At 70.2% G+C, this 21,998-nt stretch carries 23 protein-coding genes; 14 read left to right on the forward strand and 9 right to left on the reverse strand.

The genetic code is table 11. The features are described from left to right. Positions 1–25 precede the first annotated feature (25 nt). Genes metG through JOD31_RS00390 form a run of 3 tightly spaced genes read left to right on the forward strand, consistent with a single transcriptional unit; the run spans position 26 to position 3,191 of the window. Positions 26–1,582 (forward strand): methionine--tRNA ligase, encoded by a 1,557-nt coding sequence (gene metG, locus JOD31_RS00380; RefSeq protein WP_204948347.1) that lies wholly within the window; start codon positions 26–28, stop codon positions 1,580–1,582. After that, a complete protein-coding gene (locus tag JOD31_RS00385) occupies positions 1,579–2,397 on the forward strand; it encodes a TatD family hydrolase (protein ID WP_204948348.1) in 819 nt (272 codons plus the stop codon). Before metG ends, JOD31_RS00385 begins: the two co-directional genes overlap by 4 nt. Then, complete coding sequence (locus tag JOD31_RS00390; RefSeq protein WP_204948349.1) at positions 2,394–3,191, forward strand: MBL fold metallo-hydrolase; 798 nt, start codon at positions 2,394–2,396, stop codon at positions 3,189–3,191. Before JOD31_RS00385 ends, JOD31_RS00390 begins: the two co-directional genes overlap by 4 nt. Positions 3,192–3,194: 3 nt before the next feature. Here the strand turns inward: JOD31_RS00390 and JOD31_RS00395 are convergent, their stop codons facing one another. Next, positions 3,195–3,698 (reverse strand): DinB family protein, encoded by a 504-nt coding sequence (locus JOD31_RS00395; protein ID WP_204948350.1) that lies wholly within the window; start codon positions 3,696–3,698, stop codon positions 3,195–3,197. A 77-nt stretch (positions 3,699–3,775) separates the two neighbouring features. Between JOD31_RS00395 and JOD31_RS00400 the strand changes: the two genes are divergently transcribed. After that, positions 3,776–4,456, forward strand: coding sequence for a glutathione S-transferase N-terminal domain-containing protein (locus tag JOD31_RS00400; RefSeq protein WP_204948351.1), 681 nt, complete (start codon positions 3,776–3,778; stop codon positions 4,454–4,456). Positions 4,457–4,506: 50 nt separating this feature from the next. Here the strand turns inward: JOD31_RS00400 and JOD31_RS00405 are convergent, their stop codons facing one another. Both JOD31_RS00405 and topA read right to left on the reverse strand, forming a co-directional pair. Then, positions 4,507–4,884, reverse strand: a complete 378-nt coding sequence (locus JOD31_RS00405; RefSeq protein WP_204948352.1) for a hypothetical protein — start codon at positions 4,882–4,884, stop codon at positions 4,507–4,509. Between the two features lie 153 nt (positions 4,885–5,037). Then, positions 5,038–7,719: a type I DNA topoisomerase gene (gene topA, locus JOD31_RS00410; RefSeq protein ID WP_204948353.1), complete on the reverse strand. Its 2,682-nt coding sequence runs from the start codon at positions 7,717–7,719 to the stop codon at positions 5,038–5,040. A 191-nt stretch (positions 7,720–7,910) separates the two neighbouring features. Between topA and JOD31_RS00415 the strand changes: the two genes are divergently transcribed. Next, on the forward strand, positions 7,911–8,138 hold the full coding sequence (locus JOD31_RS00415) for a hypothetical protein (protein ID WP_204948354.1): 228 nt from the start codon (positions 7,911–7,913) through the stop codon (positions 8,136–8,138). A gap of 185 nt (positions 8,139–8,323) precedes the next feature. On the opposite strand, the gene dprA is transcribed toward JOD31_RS00415, so the two are convergent. The 4 genes from dprA to JOD31_RS00435 all read right to left on the reverse strand — a co-directional run bounded on the left by dprA (position 8,324) and on the right by JOD31_RS00435 (position 12,403). Beyond that, complete coding sequence (dprA, locus tag JOD31_RS00420) at positions 8,324–9,448, reverse strand: DNA-processing protein DprA (RefSeq protein ID WP_204948355.1); 1,125 nt, start codon at positions 9,446–9,448, stop codon at positions 8,324–8,326. A 6-nt stretch (positions 9,449–9,454) separates the two neighbouring features. Continuing rightward, complete coding sequence (gene plsY, locus JOD31_RS00425; RefSeq protein WP_204948356.1) at positions 9,455–10,084, reverse strand: glycerol-3-phosphate 1-O-acyltransferase PlsY; 630 nt, start codon at positions 10,082–10,084, stop codon at positions 9,455–9,457. Between the two features lie 61 nt (positions 10,085–10,145). After that, positions 10,146–11,441 (reverse strand): dihydroorotase, encoded by a 1,296-nt coding sequence (locus JOD31_RS00430; protein WP_204948357.1) that lies wholly within the window; start codon positions 11,439–11,441, stop codon positions 10,146–10,148. Between the two features lie 5 nt (positions 11,442–11,446). Continuing rightward, entirely contained in the window at positions 11,447–12,403 is a 957-nt protein-coding gene (locus JOD31_RS00435) for an aspartate carbamoyltransferase catalytic subunit (protein ID WP_204948358.1), read from the reverse strand. Between the two features lie 198 nt (positions 12,404–12,601). On the opposite strand from JOD31_RS00435, the gene JOD31_RS00440 reads away from it, so the two are divergent. Next, a complete protein-coding gene (locus tag JOD31_RS00440) occupies positions 12,602–13,129 on the forward strand; it encodes a hypothetical protein (RefSeq protein WP_204948359.1) in 528 nt (175 codons plus the stop codon). A gap of 21 nt (positions 13,130–13,150) precedes the next feature. On the opposite strand, the gene JOD31_RS00445 is transcribed toward JOD31_RS00440, so the two are convergent. Beyond that, entirely contained in the window at positions 13,151–14,080 is a 930-nt protein-coding gene (locus tag JOD31_RS00445; RefSeq protein ID WP_204948360.1) for an AEC family transporter, read from the reverse strand. Positions 14,081–14,264: 184 nt separating this feature from the next. On the opposite strand from JOD31_RS00445, the gene JOD31_RS00450 reads away from it, so the two are divergent. Further along, positions 14,265–14,651 (forward strand): hypothetical protein, encoded by a 387-nt coding sequence (locus JOD31_RS00450; RefSeq protein ID WP_204948361.1) that lies wholly within the window; start codon positions 14,265–14,267, stop codon positions 14,649–14,651. A 50-nt stretch (positions 14,652–14,701) separates the two neighbouring features. Here the strand turns inward: JOD31_RS00450 and ruvX are convergent, their stop codons facing one another. After that, positions 14,702–15,199, reverse strand: a complete 498-nt coding sequence (gene ruvX / locus JOD31_RS00455; RefSeq protein WP_204948362.1) for a Holliday junction resolvase RuvX — start codon at positions 15,197–15,199, stop codon at positions 14,702–14,704. A 127-nt stretch (positions 15,200–15,326) separates the two neighbouring features. On the opposite strand from ruvX, the gene JOD31_RS00460 reads away from it, so the two are divergent. The 7 genes from JOD31_RS00460 (at position 15,327) to JOD31_RS00490 (ending at position 21,856) form a co-directional block, all read left to right on the forward strand. Beyond that, the gene (locus JOD31_RS00460; protein WP_204948363.1) at positions 15,327–16,040 is read left to right on the forward strand and encodes a metal-dependent hydrolase; all 714 of its coding nucleotides are present in this window, start codon (positions 15,327–15,329) and stop codon (positions 16,038–16,040) included. A gap of 268 nt (positions 16,041–16,308) precedes the next feature. Continuing rightward, positions 16,309–16,596: an Asp-tRNA(Asn)/Glu-tRNA(Gln) amidotransferase subunit GatC gene (gene gatC, locus JOD31_RS00465; RefSeq protein ID WP_204948364.1), complete on the forward strand. Its 288-nt coding sequence runs from the start codon at positions 16,309–16,311 to the stop codon at positions 16,594–16,596. Between the two features lie 41 nt (positions 16,597–16,637). Then, entirely contained in the window at positions 16,638–18,116 is a 1,479-nt protein-coding gene (gene gatA / locus JOD31_RS00470; protein WP_204948365.1) for an Asp-tRNA(Asn)/Glu-tRNA(Gln) amidotransferase subunit GatA, read from the forward strand. Beyond that, positions 18,113–18,424 (forward strand): chorismate mutase, encoded by a 312-nt coding sequence (locus JOD31_RS00475; RefSeq protein WP_271206138.1) that lies wholly within the window; start codon positions 18,113–18,115, stop codon positions 18,422–18,424. Before gatA ends, JOD31_RS00475 begins: the two co-directional genes overlap by 4 nt. Next, a complete protein-coding gene (locus JOD31_RS00480) occupies positions 18,421–19,452 on the forward strand; it encodes a sensor histidine kinase (protein WP_204948367.1) in 1,032 nt (343 codons plus the stop codon). Before JOD31_RS00475 ends, JOD31_RS00480 begins: the two co-directional genes overlap by 4 nt. 89 nt (positions 19,453–19,541) lie before the next feature. Next, positions 19,542–21,020, forward strand: coding sequence for an Asp-tRNA(Asn)/Glu-tRNA(Gln) amidotransferase subunit GatB (gene gatB / locus JOD31_RS00485; protein WP_204948368.1), 1,479 nt, complete (start codon positions 19,542–19,544; stop codon positions 21,018–21,020). A 26-nt stretch (positions 21,021–21,046) separates the two neighbouring features. Beyond that, positions 21,047–21,856, forward strand: a complete 810-nt coding sequence (locus JOD31_RS00490) for a VOC family protein (protein ID WP_204948369.1) — start codon at positions 21,047–21,049, stop codon at positions 21,854–21,856. Positions 21,857–21,998: the final 142 nt, after the last annotated feature.

Here is a 21,998-nt window from a genome sequence, read left to right on the forward strand (position 1 = left end):
GCCGGCGCAAGACATCTGACGAGCGATGGCGACGTCCAAGAGCCCTTATTACGTCACGACCGCGATCGCCTATCCCAACGGCGTCCCGCACATCGGCCATGTCTACGAGGCGATCGCGACCGACGCTATCGCACGGTTTCATCGGCTCGACGGCCGCGATGTGCGCTTCCTCACCGGCACCGACGAGCACGGCCTGAAGATGGCCCAGACCGCCGCGCGCGAGGGCGTGGCTCCGATCGACTGGGCGACCAGAAACTCTCTGCGCTTCAAGGCGATGGACGAGCTCTACGGCATCTCGTTCGACCGTTTCATCCGCACCACCGACACCGACCACTACGCCGCGAGCCAGGAGCTGTGGCGGCGCATGCAGGCCGCCGGCGACGTCTATCTCGGCAAGTACGAGGGGTGGTACTCGGTCCGCGACGAGGCCTATTTCGACGAGGCCGAGACGACGCTCGCCCCCGACGGGACGCGCAAGGCGCCCACCGGCGCGCCGGTGGAGTGGGTGGTCGAGGAAAGCTACTTCTTCAGGCTCTCGGCCTATCAGGACCGGCTGCTGAAACTCTACGAGGACCAGCCCGGCTTCATCGGCCCGGACGCGCGGCGCAACGAGGTGCTGGCCTTCGTGAAGCGGGGCCTGTCCGACCTCTCCATCAGTCGGACCACGTTCGACTGGGGCGTGCCGGTGCCGAACGACCTGAAGCACGTCATGTACGTGTGGGTGGACGCGCTGACGAACTATCTCACCGGCGCGGGCTTTCCCGCGGACGAGGAGGCCGTGGCGAAGTGGTGGCCGGCGGACCTGCACGTCATCGGCAAGGACATCATCCGCTTCCACACCGTGTTCTGGCCCGCGTTCCTGATGTCGGCGGGGCTGCCCCTGCCGAAGCGGGTGTTCGCGCACGGCTTCCTCTACAATCGGGGGGAGAAGATGTCGAAGTCGGTCGGCAACGTCGTCGATCCCTTTGCGCTCGCCGAGGGCTATGGCGTCGACGCGGTCCGGTACTTCCTGTTGCGCGAGGCGCCGTTCGGCCAGGACGGCTCCTACAGCCACGAGGCGATCGTCGGCCGCATCAACGCCGATCTCGCCAACGACCTCGGCAATCTGGCGCAGCGCTCGCTGTCCATGATCGGCAAGAACTGCGAGGGCAGGGCTCCCGCGCCCGCCGCCTTCGCCGCCGCCGACGAGGCGATCCTCGCGGCGGTCGACGGCCTCGCGGCGACGGTGCGCGCGGCCTTCGACGACCTCGCCCTGCATCAGGCGCTTGGCGCCATCTGGCAGGTGGTGGCGGAGACCAACCGCTATTTCGCCAATGCGGAGCCCTGGGCGCTGAAGAAGACCGATCCGGAGCGCATGGCGACGGTGCTCTACGTGACGGCGGAAGCGGTCCGGAACGTGGCGATCCTCGTGCAGCCGTTCACGCCGGCCGCGGCCGCCAAGCTGCTCGATCTGCTCGGCGTGGCCGGCGACGCACGCAGCTTCGACGCGCTTGGCGCGGCCGGTCGTCTGGCGCCGGGCGCTCTCTTCCCCGCGCCGCAGCCGGTGTTTCCGCGCTACGTGGAGCCGGAGGCGGCCGCGTGACCGCCCTCGTCGACAGCCACTGCCACCTCGACTTCGACCAGTTCGCGCCCGAGCGCGACGCGATCGTCCGACGCGCGCATGAAGCGGGCGTCGGACTGATGGTGACGATCTCCACCCGGGTGCGCCGGTTCGAGCGCATCCTTGAGTTGGTGGACGCCTACCCCTCGGTCTACGGCACAGTGGGCACCCACCCGCAGAACGCCCACGAGGAGCTGGACGTCACGACCGAAGAGCTGGTGCGCCTCGCGGAACACCCGAAGATCGTCGGATTCGGCGAGGCCGGGCTCGACTTCCATTACGATTCGAGCCCGCCGGAGGCTCAGGAGCAGGGGTTCCGCGCCCACATCGCCGCGGCCCGCGTCGCACAGCTCCCGCTCGTCATCCACGCCCGTTCGGCCGACGACGCGATGATCGCGATCCTCGAGGAGGAAACCGCGAAGGGCGCGTTCCCGGCGGTGCTGCACTGCTTCTCGTCCGGCGCCGAGCTCGCCCGCCGCGGCGTCGCGCTCGGGCTCTACGTGTCGTTCTCCGGCATCCTTACCTTCAAGCGCTCGGAGGAGCTGCGCGCCATCGCGGCCGAGGTTCCGGCCGACAGGCTGCTGGTAGAAACCGATGCGCCCTACCTCGCTCCCGAGCCCTTCCGCGGCAAGCGCAACGAGCCGGGATACACCGCGAAGACGGCCTCGGTTCTCGCCGGGGTGCGCGGCTGGAGCGAGGACGAGGTCCGTCGCGTCACCACCGACAATTTCTTCCGTCTTTTCAGCAAGACGCCGAGGTCTGCTCTCGTGACGCATCAAGGCGCGGACGCGGCGTGAGCCTTCGGGTCACCATCCTCGGCTGCGGCTCCTCGGGCGGCGTTCCACGCGTCGCGAGCGGCTGGGGCCGGTGCGATCCGGGCGAGCCGCGCAACCGCCGTCGACGGTGCTCCATCCTGGTCGAGCGCGAGGGCCCGGCCGGCGCGACGCAGGTCGTGGTCGACACCGGAGCGGATCTGCGGGAGCAGCTGATCGACGCCGGCGTCGCCCAGCTCGACGCGGTGCTCTACACCCACGAGCACGCCGACCACACCCACGGCATCGACGACCTCAGGCCGATCGCGATCCACACCCGGTCGCGGGTCGACGTGTGGGCGGACGCCCGGACCGGAGACTTTCTCCGCCGGCGCTTCGCCTATGTGTTCGAGACGCCGCCAGGCTCGGACTATCCGCCGATTCTGAACGAACATCGGCTCGTCGCCGGCGAGACTGTCGCGATCTCGGGGCGGGGCGGCGTGATCGAGGCGCTGCCGATCGAGCTGCGGCACGGGTCGGAGATGGCGCTCGGCTTCCGCTTCGGGGACCTCGCCTACACGCCTGACGTCAACGACATCCCGCCGGCCTCCGAGTCGCTGCTGGAAGGGCTCGACGTCTGGATCGTCGACGCGCTGCGCGACACGCCGCACCCCAGCCATTTCTCGCTGGACGAGGCGCTCGCCTGGATCGACCGGCTGAAGCCGAAGCGCGCGGTCCTGACCAATCTCCACACCGACCTCGACTACGCGACGCTGAAACGCCGCGTCCCCGCCCATGTGGACGTCGCCTTCGACGGCATGCGGATCGCGGCGGCTTGAGCCTCAGCGCACGCCGCGCAGGAAGAACGCCAGATCCAGAGACGGCGCGGCCTCGACCCCGCCGAACTGCGTCAGCAGCGCGTGGGCCTGGCCGCGGTGGTGGGTCTGATGGTTGAAGATGTGGGCCAGCGCCTGCGCCAGCGGCTGCCGGATGTCCTCAGAGGTGGCCTGCCGGCGGTAGGTTACGACGCCGCCGAGATCGTCCGGCCCAAGACGACCGACGTAATCGGACAGTCGCGCGTCTTCGAATTCCCGCGCGGCCGTGAGCGCCGCGAGGTCCTCGAACAGCACCGTGTCGAGCCGGTAAGCCGGGTTCGCCTCGCCCTCGAACCGCGCCAGCCAGATGCGATCGGCGACCAGCAGGTGATTCAACGTCGCCTTCAGCGATCCGAAGAAGGCGCCGCCGTCGCGGCTGAAATCGGCCTCCGGCCGTGCGCCGCAGGCGTCGTAGAGCCGGCGGTTGGCCCAGGCGTTGTAGGCCGCGAACATGCGCCAATGTTCGAGCATCGTCGTTCTCCTCGCATTCGCGGCGTCTGGCATGCCAGAATTCGCGCAACCAAGAACCAGCTTAGGAGCAGACGCCCTTGACCGCCCACCTCTACGATCTGACGCTCGCCGACGGCCGCCGTCTGAGCCCCTACTGCTGGGCGGCGAAGCTGGCGCTCGCCCACAAGGGCGTGCGGTTCGAGACCACGGCGACGCGGTTCGTCGACATCGGCAAGGTCGCGGGCGGCGGCTTCAAGACGGTGCCGATCGTCGAGATCGACGGTGTGACCATCGGCGATTCGTTCGAGCTGGCGCTGCATCTCGAGCGCACACGCGTTGATTCGCCAGCACTTTTTGCCGGCGAGGGCGGCGTCGCGCTGACGCGGGCGGCGGCGGCGCAGGGGGCTTACCTGCTCGGCAAGATGTCCCGGCCGATGGCGCTGGCGATCCACGACGGGCTGGACGCGGAGACGCAAGCCTACTTCCGGGCGTCGCGGGAACGCATGTTCAAGGCGCCGCTGGAGGAGGTGTCGGCCGAGCCCGAGATCACGATCGCGGCGGCCCGCGAGGCGATGACGCCGCTCCGGATTCTGCTGCGCGGCCAGCCCTTTATCGGCGGCGACTCGCCGCTGTTCGCGGACTTCCTGATCGCGGGGCTGTTCCAGTGGGCGCGCGTGGTCGGCGCGGTCGACTACCTCGCCGGGGAGGACCGCATCGGCCCCTGGTTCGGGCGCCTCGAAGAGCGCTACGGCGCGACGCTCGGGGCGACGGCGGGTTAACCCGGGGGTAATTCCGGGCTAACCGACGACGTCGACGACCGCAATCGCCGTCACTTGCCGCCGGATTGGACGCCGGCGGCCGCCACGTGGTCGAGCAGGGCCACCGCCGCGCGCTCCACCGTCATGCGCGGGTTCGCCTCGCACCAGGCGTCGACCCATTTGGTCAGCGCTTCCGGATTGATGTCGGCGTCCGGCTTCACGGCGAGCCCGTTGCGGCCGAAGGCGGCCCCGGTGAGGAAGGCGTGGACCCAGGATTGGTAGGCCTCGGCCTTGGCTTCGTCCGTGCGCTGGGCGTCGGTCCAGGCACCGCAGGTCTTCGCGCCGATGCCCCAGACCACATAGGTCTGGGCCCCGGCGGTCTGGCCGAGCGCGGCGACGAAGGTCGCCGCCAGCGCGAGGGTCGTCAGTCGGGTCGCTGTCGTCGCCATGGGTCTTCCGCCCCTTTTCGAACCGTTTCGGATCAGTCTACGCAACCAACCCCGCCTCAGAACCGCCGCGACCGGCGGCGCATGAGCCCCGGGACGTCGTCCGGAGCGACGGCGGAGCGTGTCAGGTCTACATTCCTTGAGCCGGGCGAGCGGTCACTCCGCGGCTTTGCTCGCCGGCTTGGCCGTTTTCTTCGCGGCCGTTTTCTTGGCGGCCGGCGTCTTCGCCGCCGTCTTCGGAGCCGCCTTGGCGGACGCCGATTTGGCGGCGGGCTTCTTCGCGGGGGCCTTGCGGGCAGGCTTCTTGGAGCCGCCCATCGCCGCGCGGGCGTCTACGATCTTGATCGCCTCCTCGAGCGTCAGCGCGTCGGCCTCGACGCCCTTCGGCAGGGTCGCGTTGACCTTGCCGTGCTTGGCGTAGGGACCGTAGCGCCCGGCGTGGACCGTGATCGCGCCGCCGTCGGGATGGTCGCCGACGGTGCGGCCCGCGACCGCGCCGCCGCGGCCGGCGCCGCGCTTTTCCTTCTTCTCGGCGATCACCGTGACGGCCCGGTTGAGGCCGACGGTGAACACCTCCTCCGGCGAATCGAGGTTGGCGTAGGAGCCGTCGTGGCTGACATACGGCCCGTAGCGGCCGATGTTGGCCTCGATCGGCTTGCCGCTCTCGGGATGCAGGCCGACCAGCCGCGGCAGCGACAGCAGCTTCAGCGCGCCCTGGAGGTCGAGCTCCGCCGCGGACCAGCCCTTGGGCAGGGAGGAGCGCTTCGGCTTCTCCTTCTCGGCGCCTTCGCCCAGCTGGACGTAGGGGCCGAAACGGCCCGCGCGCAGCGTCACGTCGAGATCGGTTTCGGGGTCCTTGCCGAGCACCTTCACGCCGTCGGGTCCGGCGGCCGAGCCATCCTCGCCGCCAAGCTCGCCGCCGAGCGGACGGGTGAACTTGCACTCGGGATAGTTCGAGCAGCCGACGAAGGAGCCGAACTTGCCGAGCTTCAGCGAGAGCTTGCCGGTCCCGCAGGTCGGGCAGACGCGCGGATCGCCGCCGTCGGCCTTGGCCGGAAAGATATAGGGTCCGAGGATCTCGTTCAGGGCGTCGAGGACCTGCGTGACGCGCAGCTCCTTGGTCGCATCGATCGCGCTCGTGAACTCCTTCCAGAAGGCGCGCAGCACCTCCTTCCAGTCGAGCTCGTGGTTCGAGATCTTGTCGAGCTGCCCCTCGAGATCCGCCGTGAAGTCATACTCCACGTAGCGGTCGAAGAAGCTCTCGAGGAAGGCCGTGACCAGCCGGCCCTTGTCGTCCGGGACCAGCCGCTTCTTGTCGAGCTTCACGTACTCGCGGTCGCGCAGCACGCCGAGCGTCGCGGCGTAGGTGGAGGGGCGGCCGATGCCGAGCTCCTCCATGCGCTTGACGAGCGCGGCCTCGGTGTAGCGGGGCGGCGGCTCGGTGAAATGCTGGGTCGAGGCGACGGGGCCCACGCGCTTCAGCGCGTCGTTCGCGGCCATCGCCGGCAGGCGGCGCGCCTCCTCGTCCTCTTCGTCGTCGCGGCCTTCCTGATAGGCGGCCAGGAAGCCGTCGAAGGTCACGACCGTGCCGGTGGCGCGGAGCTCGATCGGCCGTCCCGAACCGGTCGCCAGGATGTCGACGGTGGTCCGCTCGACCTCGGCCGATTCCATCTGGCTGGCGACGGTGCGCTTCCAGATCAGCTCGTAGAGCTTGGCCTGGTCGTCGTCGAGCCGGCGCGCCATCTCGCGCGGCGTCCGCTGCGGGTCGGTCGGGCGGATGGCCTCATGGGCCTCCTGCGCGTTCTTGGCCTTGACCGTGTACTTGCGGGGGCTGCCGGGTACGTAGCGGGCGCCGTAGTCCGCGCCGATCAGCGCGCGCACGGCCGTGACCGCGCTCGGGTCCATGTCGACGCCGTCGGTCCGCATGTAGGTGATGAGACCGGTGGTCTCGCCGCCGATGTCGACGCCTTCGTACAGCCGCTGGGCGATCTGCATCGTCCGGTTCGGCGCCAGCCCGAGCTTGCGGCTGGCCTCCTGCTGAAGCGTGGAGGTGGTGAAGGGCGGCGCCGGGTTGCGGCGGCCGGGCTTCGCCTCGACGTTCGACACCTTCAGGTCGGACGCCTCGATCGCGCTCTTCAGCGCGGCGGCGGTGGCGCCGTCGGCGATGTCGAGACGCCCGATCTTCTTGCCGTCGGCGGCGGAGATCCGCGCCTCGAAGGTCTCGCCCTTCGGCGTCGAGAGCTGGGCGATCAGCGACCAGTATTCGCGCGGGAGGAAGCGCTCGATCTCGATCTCACGGTCGCAGACGAGGCGCAGCGCCACCGACTGGACGCGGCCGGCGGAGCGGGCGCCCGGAAGCTTGCGCCACAGCACCGGCGACAGGTTGAAGCCGACGAGATAGTCGAGCGCCCGGCGGGCGAGATAGGCGTCGACCAGCCCCACGTCGATCTCGCGCGGCTTCTTCATCGCGTCGAGGATCGCCTGCTTGGTGATCGCGTTGAACACCACGCGCTCGACCGGCTGGTCCTTGATGACTTTCTTGGCCCGCAGAACCTCGAGCACGTGCCACGAGATCGCCTCGCCCTCGCGGTCGGGGTCGGTGGCGAGGATCAGCTTGTCGGCCCCTTTGACGGCGCGGGCGATCTCGTTCAGCCGCTGGGCGGACTTGCCGTCCACCTCCCACAGCATGTGGAAGTCGGCGTCCGGGTCGACGGAGCCGTCCTTCGCGGGAAGATCGCGCACGTGGCCGTAGGAGGCGAGAACCTCATAATCGGGACCAAGATATTTATTGATCGTCTTCGCCTTCGCAGGCGATTCGACGATGACGACATTGTTCATCAGTCGTGGGTCTCTGAGCTGACGCCAGTCTGGGCGACGGCGGCGGCGAACATGGGGAACCGGGTTCGGCCTGTCAAATCGCCCGGCCTAGCGACGTCGATACGCGAAATACAACCGTAAGGTATGTTGTTGCGCGAAGTGCAATCTTTGGTGTAGGTTTGACATATCCCAACTGTAGAAGCGGTCGAACAATGACGAGGCCCGCGGGCGCCCCATTCCAGCGGCTGGATCCGGCGGCGCGCGCCGAAGCCGCCGCCTACGTCGCGACGCTGACGGTCGAACTCGCGCGGATCGCGCGGAGCAACGCCCTGCCGACGCTGGCCTATCTCCTCGACATCGCCCGGCTGGAGGCGGAAACCCAGGCGCGCGAGCCCGCGTTGCCCCAGTCCGAGCGCGCGGAGCGCGCCGAACGCCGCTAGCGCCTGTTCGCCGTGATGCGGAGCGCGTGAACCACGGCCGTCCTGCCGACCGAAGCGCCGGGAGCCATAACCGCGACGGCGGGCGTGACTTGATCCGGCCGCGTTCAGAGGGCCGGCGCGTCGGCGGGGACGACGGAGAGCGCGTTCGCGGCCGCGCGGCGCCGCTTCGCATCCCACACGGACGCTCAGAGCCAGAGGTCGGGCTGGCGCAGGCAGACGGCACCACCGGGGCGACGTTCGAGCCGTCCCGCGATCTCCATCTCCAGCAGTACGAGTTGCACCGAGCGGGCGTCGGCGCCGGACTGCCGCACGATTTCGTCGACCGCGGCCGGCGTCGGGCCGAGCAGCTCCATGATGCGCGAACGCTCGTCCTCGCCCGGCTCCGCGCCCTGGAAGCCCGCCATTCCCGCCTGCGCCAGCCCGATCGGCGGCGGGCTGGGTTCGTCCCGGCCGAGGAGATGCTGGAGGGCCTCGATCACGTCGTCGGAGCGGGTGATGAAGGTGGCGCCGTCCCGCAGCAGACCGTTAGACCCCTCGCAGCGCGGGTCGAGCGGCGACCCCGGAGCGGCCATGACCTCGCGGCCGAGTTCGGCGGCGAGCCGTGCGGTGATGAGCGAGCCCGAGCGGACCGCGGCCTCCACCACCAGCACGCCGAGCGACAGTCCCGCGATGATGCGGTTGCGGCGCGGGAAATCCCGGCCGCGCGGTTGCCAGCCCAGCGGCATCTCGGTGACCAGCGCGCCCGTCTCGACGATCCGGCGCGCGAGGTCGGCGTGCTCCGGGGGATAAAGACAGTCGAGGCCGCCCGCGAACACGGCGATCGTGCCGGACCGGGTCGAGGCGGCGTGGGCCGCGGCGTCCACGCCGCGCGCGAGACCGGAGACGATCGCCCAGCCCGCGCCGCCGAGTTCGGTCGCGATCCGCGCGGCGAAGGTGCGGCCCGCCGAGGAGGCGTTGCGCGCCCCGACCACGCCGATCGTGGGGCGGCGGAACACGGCGGCGTCGCCCGCCACGGTGATCAGCGGGGGCGCGCCCTCCATCGCGGCGAGCGGGGCGGGATAGTCCTGTTCGCCGAGAGCGATCAGCCGCGCGCCGCGGGCCAGGACGCCGGCGATCTCGTCCTCGGCCTCGCCGCGGGGACAGACGCGCACGGCGCGTCCCCCGCGCCGGGCGAGGCCGGGCAGGGCCTCGAGCGCCGCTGCGGCGCCGCCGAAGTGGTTCACGAGATCGCGGAAGGTGCGCGGTCCGACGTTCTCGGAGCGGATGAGCCGGAGCCAGGCGATGCGTTGCTCGTCTGTCAGCCCGGCCATCGCGCGTCAGGCTCCGCTGCGCGGCGGGTCTGACCGCTGGCCGATGCGGCTTTCGCGGCCTTGCATCAGCCGCGCGATGTTGTCCCGGTGCATGACCCAGAGCGCGACGCTGAGCACCGCGAAGACCACCGCCGCCGAGGTGGGATGGCGGCTGACGACGGCCAGCATGACGGGCGCCGCGACGCTCGCGGCGAGCGCCGACGCCGAAGAGTAGCGCGTGGCCGCGGCGACGCCGAGCCAGACGGCTGCAAAGATCAGCGCGATCGGCCAGGCGACGCCGATGAGCGCGCCGAGATAGGTCGCGACGCCCTTGCCGCCCTTGAAACGCAGCCACACCGGGTAGACGTGGCCCACGAAGGCGGAGGCCCCCGCCGCGAGGGCTGCCGCCTCGCCCCAGAGCTGGCGGGCGATGATCACCGCCGCCGTCGCCTTCAGCATATCGCCGATCAGCGTCGCGGCCGCGAGGTCGCGCCGGCCGGTGCGCAGCACGTTGGTCGTGCCGATGTTGCCGGAGCCGATGTTGCGCACGTCGCCGACGCCGGCGAGGCGCGTGACCAGCACGCCGAAGGGAATCGAGCCGAGAAGGTAGCCGAGCGGGATCGCGGCGACGATGTCGAGGGCCGTGGAGTTCGTCATCGCGCGAGGTTCGGTTCCGATGGGCGGCGGCCGGAGCCGACCGCGTATGTCTGCGCAGGGATCAAGCGTAGGGGTAGACGGTTCGGCCGGCAACGACGGTGCGCCAGACGCGCCCCTGCAACCGGGCCTGATCGAACGGGGTGTTCTTGGACTTGGATTTCAGCCGCGCCGCCTCCAGCACCCAGGGGGCGTCGGGGTCGAACAGGATGAGGTCGGCCGGGGCGCCGACCGTCAGCGCGCCGGCGGGAAGGCCGAGCAGCTTCGCGGGATTGGTGGACATCGCGGCGAGCAGCCGGTGCAGGCTCACGTCGCCGGCGTGCACGAGCCGGAGGCCGGCGGCGAGCATGGTCTCGATCCCGATCGCGCCGTCCTCGGCCTCGGCGAAGGGCCGGCGCTTGGTCTCGACGTCCTGCGGGTCGTGGGCGGAGCAGACGACGTCGATCACCCCGTCGGCCAGGGCCTCGACCAGCGCGCGCCGGTCGTCCTCGTGGCGCAGCGGCGGGGTGAGCTTGAAGAAGGTGCGGTACTCGCCGACGTCGTTCTCGTTCAGCGTGAGATGCGCGACCGAGGCGCCGCAGGTGACGCGGGTTCCGGCCGCCTTCGCGCGGGCGATGAGGCCTACGCTTTCGGCGGAGCTGACGAGGCTCGCGTGGTAGCGGGCGCCGGTGAGCGCGGCCAGCCGCAGGTCGCGCTCCAGCATCAGCGCCTCCGCGGCGACGGGGCGCCCCGGCAGGCCGAGCCGGCTTGCGAGTTCGCCCTCGTTCATGGCGCCGCCGGCGGCGAGATCGGCGTCCTCGACGTGGTGGCAGATCAGCGCGTCGAAGTCGCGGGCGTAGGTCATGGCGCGGCGCATGACGCGCGAGGAGGCGACCGAGCGCGGGCCGTCGGTGAAGGCGACGGCGCCGGCCTCGAGCAGAAGGCCGACCTCGGTCATCTCGGCGCCGGCGAGGCCCTTGGTGAGCGCGGCCATCGGGTAGACGTGGACGCTCGCGGTGTCGCGGGCGCGGCGCATGAGGTAGTCGACGATCTCGGGCGCGTCGACCGGCGGGGTGGTGTCGGGCCGCGCGACGATGGTCGTGACGCCGCCGACCGCGGCCGCCCGGCTCGCGGTCTCGATGGTCTCGCGGTGCTCGGCGCCGGGCTCGCCGACGAAGGCGCCGAGGTCAACAAGGCCGGGCGCCAGCACATGGCCGCGGCAGTCCACGGTCTCGGCCCGCGCGGTGGGCGGGACCTTGGCCCCAAGCTCCGCGATGACGCCTTCGGCCACCAGCAGCGAGCCGATCTCGTCGCGCCCGCTCGCCGGGCAGACGAGGCGGGCGTTGACGAAGAGGAGAGGGCGGTCGTCCTGGGGCTGCATGGGGCTCACGCGTTCGGCAGATGACGCGCGAGCGTCTCGAGGACGGCCATGCGCACCGCGACGCCCATCTCGACCTGGTCGCGGATCAGCGACTGGGGGCCGTCGGCGACCTCGGAGGCGATCTCGACGCCGCGGTTCATCGGGCCGGGGTGCATCACCACGGCGTCGGGCCTCGCGTAGGCGAGCTTCGCGCCGTCGAGGCCGAAGTGCTTGAAGTACTCCTTCACCGACGGCACGAAGGAGCCGTTCATGCGCTCGAGCTGCAGCCGGAGCATCATGACGACGTCGGCGCCGGCGAGGCCCTCGCGCATGGTGCGGAACACCTCGACGCCGAGCCGCTCGATCCCGGTCGGCAGCAGCGTGGAGGGCGCGACCACGCGCACCTGCGCGCCGAGGGCGTTGAGCAGGATGATGTTCGAGCGCGCCACGCGGCTGTGCAGCACGTCGCCGCAGATCGCTACGACGAGGCCGGCGATGCGGCCCTTGGCGCGGAGGATGGTGAGGGCGTCGAGCAGAGCCTGGGTCGGGTGCTCGTGGGCGCCGTCGCCGGCGTTCACCACGGAGCAGTCCACCTTCTGCGCGAGCAGCGCGACGGCGCCCGCCGCGTGGTGGCGCACCACGATGATGTCCGGCCGCATGGCGTTGAGGGTCGCCGCGGTGTCGAGCACCGTCTCGCCCTTCTTCATGGAGGAGTTGCCGACCGACATGTTCATGACGTCGGCGCCGAGGCGCTTGCCGGCGATCTCGAACGAGGACTGCGTCCGCGTCGAGTTCTCGAAGAACAGATTGACCTGGGTGCGGCCGCGCAACGTGGTGCGCTTCTTCTCGACCTGTCGGCTGAGCGCCACGGCGTCTTCGGCCGCGGCGAGCAGGCCTTCGATCTCGGCGGCGGAAAGGCCTTCGATCCCCAGCAGATGCCGGTGGGGGAAGGCGAAGGGCGCTGGCTCGGAGGGGGTGCTCATCAAGGCAGGTGTCATAGCGCCAGCGCATGGCGGCCCGCAAGAGAAGCCGGCGCCTTGTCCCCGCGCCTGAAGACGCCATTTTGTGCGTCAAGGGCGGGTACGGTCACGACTTCTGGTCGTGAGATCACAATCTTGGCGGCATTGGGACGTCCAATGGCGCCGGGCAAGAGCGCAACGTCGCTCGAGGAGGTGTCTCAAATGACGTCTGTTCGTAAGTTTTTCGTGGCCGGCGCCTGCGCGCTCGGCGTGGCCCTGGGCGCAATGCCGGCTGAGGCCGCGTCGTCCTCGGCGAAGCCTGCCTCCGCAACGTCGATCGCCGGCATCCGGTCCGACCAGATCATGCTCGTCGACCGGCGCGGCGGTCGAGGTTGGGGCGGCGGCGGTCGTCGCCACGGCGGCTGGGGCGGCGGAGGCCGACGCTACGGCGGCTGGGGCGGCGGCGGACGCCGTTATTACGGCGGCGGCTACGGCGGCCGGCGCTACTACGGCGGTTATCGCCGCCATCACAACTACGGCGGCTACGCCGCGGCGGGCGTCATCGGCCTCGCCACCGGCGCGCTGATCGCCGGAAATCGCGGGTACTACGACGACGACTACTACGGTCGTTCGGGCTACTATGGCCGCTCGGGCTACTACCGCTCCTACGGCGGCGAGTGCGAGGTCGTGACCACGCGTCGCGGCTACGACGGTCGTCGTTACCGGGTGGTTCGCTACCGCCCGTGCTGAGCCCGCGATGGGCGCGGCGGCTTACGTCGCGCCGATCAGCCACAGGGTCGTGGGCAGCGTCGCGAAGGCGACGACGGTCTGCACCGTGATGATGGCGGACATCAACGGCGCGTCGCCTCCGAGGCGGCGCGCCAGAAGATAGGCGTTACTCGCCGTCGGCACCGCGCTCGAGATCGCGACGACGCCGAGCGCGACGCCCTCCACGCCGAACAGCGTGGCCAAGCCGATCATCAGGATCGGCATCAGCACCAGCTTCACCGCCACGACCAGGCCGATGTCGAGCCGCAGCCGGAGCGTGGCGGGCGCAAGCCCCGCGCCGACCAGCAACAGCCCCACGCCCAGCGCCCCGCGGCCCAGGAGGTCGACGGTCTCGACCACCGGTCCGTAGAGCTGAACGCCCGAGGCGTTGAGCGCCGCGCCGGCCAGCACCGACAGGATCAGCGGGTTGCGCGCCAGTTCCTGCGCCAAAGCCCGGCGCGACGGCGGCGTGCTGGCCCCGTAGGACGCAACGACGGCGACCGACAGCAGATTGAGCAAGGGGATCATGGCGGCGACCCCGATCGCGCCGAGCGCGAGGCCCTCGCGGCCATAGAGCGTCGCCGCCAGCGCCAGCGCCACCGAGGTCTGCCAGCGGATCGCGCCCTGGAAGTGCGAGCTGTAGGCGCGGCCGTCGACGTCGGGGAGGCTCATCCACCACCGGCGCGACGCGAGCATCCCGCCCGCCACCAGCAGGATGGCGAGCACCATGGCGCCCGCCATCGGCCCGATCGGCGCCGAGGCGAGGTCGGCGCGGGCGAGCGTCACGAACAGCAGCGCGGGGAACAGCACGTAGTAGTTCAGGCGCTCGACGCCCTCCCACAGCGCCGCCGGAAGCAGCGGCGAACGGGAGAGGCTGAAGCCGAACAGGATCAGCAGGAACGAGGGCAGCAGGCTTTCGAAAGCGAGGATCATGCGCGGTCGCCCTGGCCGGCGCGCGGGAACGGAGCCCCGATCGTCACAGGCCGCATGGCTGCCATTCCCGACTGAATTCCGGAACCCGACCGGCGTTTTCATGCCGAGCCCACCGAAGAGGCTTCCCATGTCGGGGCGGCGCCTGCCGCAAGCTTTCGGCGGACTTCCTCAGGAGGACAGTTCGATGACGTCTCTTCGCACCACCATCGCCGCCGCCGTGTGCGCCCTCGGGGTCGCCGGTCTCGCCGTGGCGCCGGCCAGCGCGTCTCCGTTTCACGGCGGGCCCGACCGGGGCGGCTTCGGCGGCCACGGCGGTCCGGGCTGGGGCGGCCCGCACGGCGGGCCCGGCTGGGGACATCATGGCGGATGGCGCGACCATCGCCACGGTTGGGGAGGCGGCTACTGGGGGGCCGGCGCGGTCGGCCTTGCGACCGGCGCCCTGATCGGCAGCCAGTTTTACGGCGGCGAACCCTACGGCGCGGTCTACGCCGGGGACGACTGCCGGGTGGTCTCGGCCCACTACGACGGCTACGGCCGGCTGGTGAAGGTGATCGACCACCGTCCGTGCTGACGCAGTCGTGACGGGAATGGCGCGGCTCGACCCTTCGTGTCGGGCCGCCGTCATCGCGCGGCGTCTTCCGCCGCGCGACGAATTCCGCCGATGCGGTCGATCGCGCCCTGCAGGATGTAGGCGGCGGCGAGCTTGTCGACGACTTCGTCGCGGCGCTTCCGACTGGTGTCGAACGAGATCAGCATGCGCTCGACGGCCGCCGTGGAAAGCCGCTCGTCCCAGAAGCTGATCGGCAGAGGCGTGCGTCCGGCGAGGCTGCGGGCGAAGGCGCGGGTCGCCTGACAGCGCGGGCCTTCGCTGCCGTCCATGTTGACGGGCAGACCGAGCACGAAGCCGACGACCTTGCGCCCGGCCGCGAGCTCCAGCAGCCGGTCGGCGTCGAGCGTGAACTTCCGGCGCAGGATGGTCTCGACCGGCGACGCGATCGTGCGGCGCGGATCGGAGACGGCGACGCCCACCGTCTTCGTGCCGAGGTCGAGCCCGAACAGGGAGCCTTCCGCCGGCAGCGCTGCCACAAAGCTTTCGAATTCGGGGAAGATGGTCGACATGGGCCCCGCGTAGCACGGCGGTCCGGCGCCCGCCACGGCCGCACCGCATCAGCGTGCTTGTTCTCCCGGCTGCGGTTCCTATTCTCCGCCCCGAACGATTCCAAACCGCACAAGGACGCGAGCCCCCATGCGCATCACCTGGTACGGCCATTCGGTCTTCCGGCTCGACTTCGGCTCCAGCGTCGTCCTGATCGATCCCTTCTTCGAGAACGGCGTGTTCAAGGGCGATAAGGCGGCCGCCGTGAGGGGAACCACGCACATCCTGCTGACGCACGGACACTTCGACCATGTCGGCGACACGGTCGCGATCGCGGCGGAGACCGGCGCCACCGTGGTGGCGGACGCGGACCTCGCCACTTGGTTCGGCTCGAAGGGCGTCAAGGCGCTCGAGCCGATGAACACCGGCGGCTCCATCGGCCTTGGCGGCTTCCGGGTGACGATGACCCACGCGCTGCATTCCTCGGGCCAGCTCGACGAGAACGGCGTCGCCGTCGCGCTCGGCGAGGCGCACGGCCTGATCGTGACGCCGGAGGGCGAGGACGAGCCGGTGGTCTACGCCATGGGCGACACCGGCATCTTCGGCGACATGAAGCTGATCAACGAGCTCTATGCCCCGACCGTCGGCTTCGTGCCGGTCGGCGACCGCTTCACCATGGGCGCCAAGACCGCGGCCTACGCCTGCCGGCACTTCTTCGATTTCGACCTGGTCGTGCCCTGCCACTTCGGCACCTTCCCCATCCTCGAGCCCAACGCCGACCGTTTCGTGGAGCTGATGGACAGCGTGCGCGGCACGACCGTGAAGGTGCCGGTCGTCGGCGAGACCTTCGAGGTCGAGGGTTAACAGGAGGCGGTTTGGACGCGGGGCTCAGCGCTTCGAGACGCCGACCTACGGCCGGCTCCTCGGCATGAGGACTTTGGGGCGTTCAATGAGCAAAAACCTCCTCATGCTGAGGAGCTCGCTTTCCGGCGGCGTCTCGAAGCACGCACTTCGGTGTGAATGGCGTCGTCAGCCCACCAAGCGGTCGCGTTGCGACCCCAGGACGGCGCGTGCTAAAGCCCGGCGCGTCAATCAAGTATGATTGACGTCTGATCTCTTCAGAAGGCTCGAGATGTCCGTCGACGAAAGCACCGTCCGCCGCGTCGCAAAGCTCGCTCGCATCGCGGTCGAGGACCACGAGGTCGCGAAGCTCAAGGGCGAGCTCGACGCGATCCTCGCCTTCGTGGAGGAACTGTCGGAGCTCGACGTCGACGGCGTGGAGCCGATGACGGGCGTCACGCCCGTGTCGATCCGGCTGCGGGAGGACGTGGTGACCGACGGCGAAAACGCCGAACGCGTGCTGGAAAACGCTCCCGCGCGGGAGGGCGATTTCTTCGTCGTCCCGAAGGTCGTCGAGTGACGTCCGCCTCCGCCCGCCCGCAACGTCAGTCCTGAGCCGCGATGTCCGATCTCCTCGATTTCACCTTCGCCGACGCCCGCAAGAAGCTGGCAGAGAAGGATTTTTCGGCCGTTGAGCTGACGCAGGCCTACCTCGACGCCATCGAGGCGGGCCACGGCCTCAACGCCTATGTGCTGGGGACGCCCGAGATCGCGCTGGAGCGCGCCGCCGTCTCCGACCAGCGCATCGCCAAGGGCGAGGCCGGCGCGCTCGAAGGCCTGCCGCTCGGCGTGAAGGACCTGTTCTGCACCGAGGGCGTGCGCACCACGGCCTGCTCGAAGATCCTCGACGGCTTCACGCCGCCCTACGAGTCCGCGGTCACTGAGCGCATGCGCGCCGCGGGCGCCGTGATGCTCGGCAAGCTCAACAACGACGAGTTCGCCATGGGCTCGTCCAACGAGAGCTCCTGCTTCGGAACGCCGGTGAACCCGTGGCGCAAGGCCGGCTCGGACGCGGCGCTGGTCGCCGGCGGCTCGTCCGGCGGCTCGGCGGCGGCGGTGGCGGCGAGGCTCTGCCTCGGGGCGACCGCGACCGACACCGGCGGCTCGATCCGCCAGCCGGCGGCCTTCACCGGCACGGTCGGGATCAAGCCGACCTACGGCCGCTGCTCGCGCTGGGGCATCGTCGCCTTCGCCTCCTCGCTCGACCAGGCCGGCCCGATCGCCCGCGACGTGCGCGACGCCGCCATCCTGCTCGGCGCCATGTCCGGCCATGACCCGCGCGACTCGACCTCGGTCGAGCGCGAGGTTCCGGACTTCGAGGCCGCGGTCGGCCGTTCGGTAAAGGGGCTGAAGATCGGCCTGCCGAAGGAGTACCGGGTCGACGGCATGCCGGGCGAGATCGAGGCGCTGTGGGAGCAGGGCGCGGCGTGGCTGCGCGCGGCCGGCGCCGAAGTCGTCGAGGTCTCGCTGCCGCACACGAAGTATGCGCTGCCGGCCTACTACATCGTGGCTCCGGCGGAGGCCTCCTCGAACCTCGCCCGCTACGACGGCGTGCGCTACGGCCTGCGCGTGCCGGGCCGCGACATCGTGGAGATGTACGAGAAGACGCGCGCGGCTGGCTTCGGCGACGAGGTGCGACGCCGCATCATGATCGGCACCTACGTGCTCTCGGCCGGCTACTACGACGCCTATTACGTCCGCGCCCAGAAGGTGCGCACGCTGATCAAGCGCGACTTCGAGACCGTGTTCGCGGACGGCGTCGACGCCATCCTGACGCCGGCGACCCCCTCCGCCGCCTTCGGGATCGGCGAGAACGCCAACGCCTCGCCGGTCGAGATGTACCTGAACGACGTCTTCACCGTGACGGTGAACATGGCCGGATTGCCCGGCGTCGCGGTGCCGGCGGGGAAGTCCGCGGACGGCCTGCCGCTCGCGCTGCAGCTGATCGGCCGGCCGTTCGACGAGGAGACGCTGTTCTCGACCGCGGCGGTGATCGAGGACGCCGCCGGCGGCGGCTTCACCCCCGAGCGCTGGTGGTGAGCGCGCGGCCGACCTACGCCTCGATGGACGAGGTGCGGGCCGCGATCGACGCCCTCGACGCCGAGATCATGCCGCTGATGGCTGCGCGCGCGCACTGCATCGCCGAGGCCGCCCGCATCAAGAACGACCCCGAGGTCGCGCTGGTGCCGTGGCGCGTCGAGGAGGTCGCCGCCAACGCCCGCGCCTTGGGCGAGCGGCACGGACTCGATCCCGCTCTCGCCGACAGGCTGTGGCGCGCGATGATGGCGGAGTTCATCGCCCACGAGCGCGAGCTTATGGAGACGGCGCAGCGCGCCGACGCGCCATGACCGACAGGCGCCGCAGCGCGGCCGAGCAGGTGGACGAACTGCTGACGACGCCCGATCTCGTCGACGCGCTCGCCTCCGACCAGTTCAAGCAGTTCCTCGACCATCTGCCGATCGCCATTCTGGTCGGCGAGATCGCCGACGGCCGCGAGCGGGTGGTCTACGCCAATCTGGAGGCGCTGGAACGCCTCGGCTGCGCGGAGGACGAGATCATCGGGAAGCCCTGGGAGGGGATCGACCCGCGCTGGACGAGTCATCAGTGGCCCTCCTTCGCCGCGGCCGTGCGGGACGAGCAGGACGCCGTCGGCGCGCTCGGCGACGGGCCCGTCATGGAGCTCAACGCCTCGCTGATCGAAGATGACGAGGGCCGCCCGAAGTTCCGGATCGTGGCGCTGGTGGAGCTGCCGGGCGAGGACGTCCAGGCGAAGCTGCGCGAAAAAGACCTGCTGCTGCTCGAGATCCAGCACCGGGTGAAGAACAACCTGCAGATGATCACGGCGCTGATCCGGATGGAGACGCGCAAGGCCGGCGGGCGCGAGAACGACCTCCGTTTCGACCGGCTGGCCGGGCGCGTGGAGGCGCTGGGCCTGCTCTACCAGCAGCTTTCGGGCGGCGAGGGCGACGTCGATCTCGGCTCCTACCTGAGCCAGATCGCGAGTTCGGTGATGAAGGCGCAGGCGATCGAGGGGGTGCGGCTGAACCATCAGGTCGACGTCATCCCGGCGCCCGTCAACGTCGCGATGCCGCTCGGCCTGCTGGTCAACGAACTCGTCACCAACGCGCTGAAATACGCCTTCGTCGGGCGCGACGAGGGCGAGGTGACGGTGCGCTGCCTGCGCGAGAAGGACGGCGACTGCCTCGTCTCGGTCTCCGACGACGGCGTCGGCATGGGCGACGAGGTCTGGCCGAAGCCGGGCAAGCTCGGCTACCTCATCGCCCGCTCGATCGTCGAGAACGTCAAGGCGAAGATCGACGCCGTCTCCGAGCCGGGCTGCGGCGTCGCCACGACCGTTCGCTTCCGCCTGCCCTGACCGGGCGCGGAGAGCCGTTGTCTTCCGGGCCGACTAGGCGCTAGGAAGGCGGCCCGACAGACCGAACCCTGCGGAAGGCTTCCCTCCCCATGAACGCTCACTCCCGCGTCCCAGCGAGCTCCAAACTCATCCCCGGCGCGACCGGCGACTGGGAGGTGGTGATCGGCATGGAGATCCACGCGCAGGTGACCTCCGAGGCGAAGCTGTTCTCGGGCTCCTCCACCGGCTTCGGCGCGGCCCCGAACAGCCACGTCAGCCTCGTCGACGCCGCGATGCCCGGCATGCTGCCGGTGCTGAACCGCGAATGCGTGCGGCAGGCGATCCGTTCGGGCCTCGCGATCAACGCCCAGATCAACCTGGTATCGACCTTCGACCGCAAGAACTACTTCTACCCGGACCTACCGCAGGGCTATCAGATCTCGCAGTTCAAGAGCCCGATCGTCGGCGAGGGCGAGGTCACCGTGGACCTCGGCGAAGGCGAGAGCATCGTCGTCGGCGTCGAGCGCATCCACCTCGAGCAGGACGCCGGCAAGTCGATCCACGACCAGGACCCGAAGCTGTCCTTCGTCGACCTGAACCGCTCCGGCGTCGCGCTGATGGAGATCGTGTCGAAGCCGGACCTGCGGTCGTCGGACGAGGCCAAGGCGTACGTCACCAAGCTGCGCACCATCCTGCGCTACATCGGCGCCTGCGACGGCGACATGGACAAGGGCAACCTGCGCGCGGACGTCAACGTCTCCGTCCGCAAGCCGGGCGAGCCGCTCGGCACCCGCTGCGAGATCAAGAACGTCAACTCAATCCGCTTCATCGGCCAGGCGATCGAGATCGAGGCGCGCCGCCAGATCGAGATCCTCGAGGACGGCGGCAAGATCGACCAGGAGACCCGCCTGTTCGATCCCACCAAGGGCGAGACCCGGTCGATGCGCTCCAAGGAAGAGGCGCACGACTACCGCTACTTCCCCGATCCCGACCTGCTGCCGCTGAAGGTCGAGCAGGCGGAGGTGGACGAGCTCCGCGCCGCGCTTCCCGAGCTGCCGGACGCCAAGAAGGCGCGCTTCATCGGCGACTATGGCGTGACGCCCTACGACGCCATGGTGCTGACGCTGGAGCGGGAGTCGGCGGACTTCTTCGAGGCCGTCGCGAAACACGGCGACGCCAAGCTCGCGGCCAACTGGACGATCAACGAGCTGTTCGGACGGCTCAACAAGCAGGGCCTCGCGATCGAGGCGAGCCCGGTGTCGGCCGCCCAGCTCGGCGGGCTGATCAGCCTCGTCTCGGAAGGCGTCATCTCCGGCAAGATCGCCAAGGACCTGTTCGAGATCCTCTGGACCGAAGGCGGCGACCCGCGCGAGCTGGTCGAGAGCCGCGGCCTGCGCCAGGTCACTGATACCGGCGCGATCGAGAAGGTCTGCGACGAGGTGATCGCGGCGAACCCCGACAAGGTGGAGCAGGCGAAGGCCAAGCCGACCCTGATCGGCTGGTTCGTGGGCCAGGTGATGAAGGCCTCCGGCGGCAAGGCCAATCCGCAGGCCGTCAACGATCTGCTCAAGCGGAAGCTCGAGATCTGACCGCGCGGCTCGGACCTTCACGCGCCATGCCGCGCGGCCTCGACCACCTCATTCACCTCGTCGGCGACCTCGACGCCGCGGGCGAGGCCTGGAGCGCGCTGGGCTTCCAGGTCGGGGCTGAGAACCGGCATCCGTTCGGCACGAAGAACCGCATCGTCCAGCTGCCGGGCGTCTTCGTCGAACTGCTGGCGATCGCCGATCCCGCGCTGATCTCCGAGCACGGCCCCAGGTTTTTCTCCTTCGCGGCGTTCCAGCGCGATCGGCTGGCGCGGGCTGGCGAGGGGGCCTCGGGGCTGGTTCTGGAAAGCGCCGACGCCAAAGCGGACGCGGCGACCTACGCCGCGAAGGGGATCGGCGACTTCGCGCCGTTCTTCTTCGAGCGCCGGGGCGTGCGGGCGGACGGCTCGCCCGTCGAGGTCGCGTTCGAGCTCGCCTTCGCGTCGGACCCCGCCGCGCCCGACGTTTCGTTCTTCGCCTGCGAGCAGAAGCGGCCGGAGAATTTCTGGAACCCGGCGGCGCAGGCGCACCCGAACGGCGCGAGCGCGGTCGCGGGCGTCGTCCTGACAGCCGAGAACCCGTCCGACCACCATGTCTTCCTGCGCGCCTTCACCGGCATCGACGCCTTTCGCGCGACCTCCTCGGGCCTGACCTTCGTAACCCCGCGCGGCGAGATCGACGTGCTGACCGGCGAGGCCTACCGCCGGCGCACGGGGCTGAGCGTCGAGGTCGGGCCGGAGCTGCGGCTGTCGGCGCTGAGGATCAAGGTCCCCGCCGGGGCGGAGCGGGTCGTTCCGCCCGAGCGCCTGTTCGGCCTGACGCTGGTTCTGGAAGACTGAGCCCGGGGCTGGTAAGCCCACGTGGATCAGATGCTCGCCGTCATGCTCGGGCTTTTCCGGGCATCCACGACTTCGACGTCGAGCGCAGCCCCCAAGTCGTGGATGCCCGGCTGACCGCCGGGCGTGACGGCGTGTCTTTTGA

Source organism: Methylopila capsulata (assembly GCF_016907975.1).
In the GTDB taxonomy this organism is placed as follows: Bacteria; Pseudomonadota; Alphaproteobacteria; order Rhizobiales; family Methylopilaceae; genus Methylopila; species Methylopila capsulata.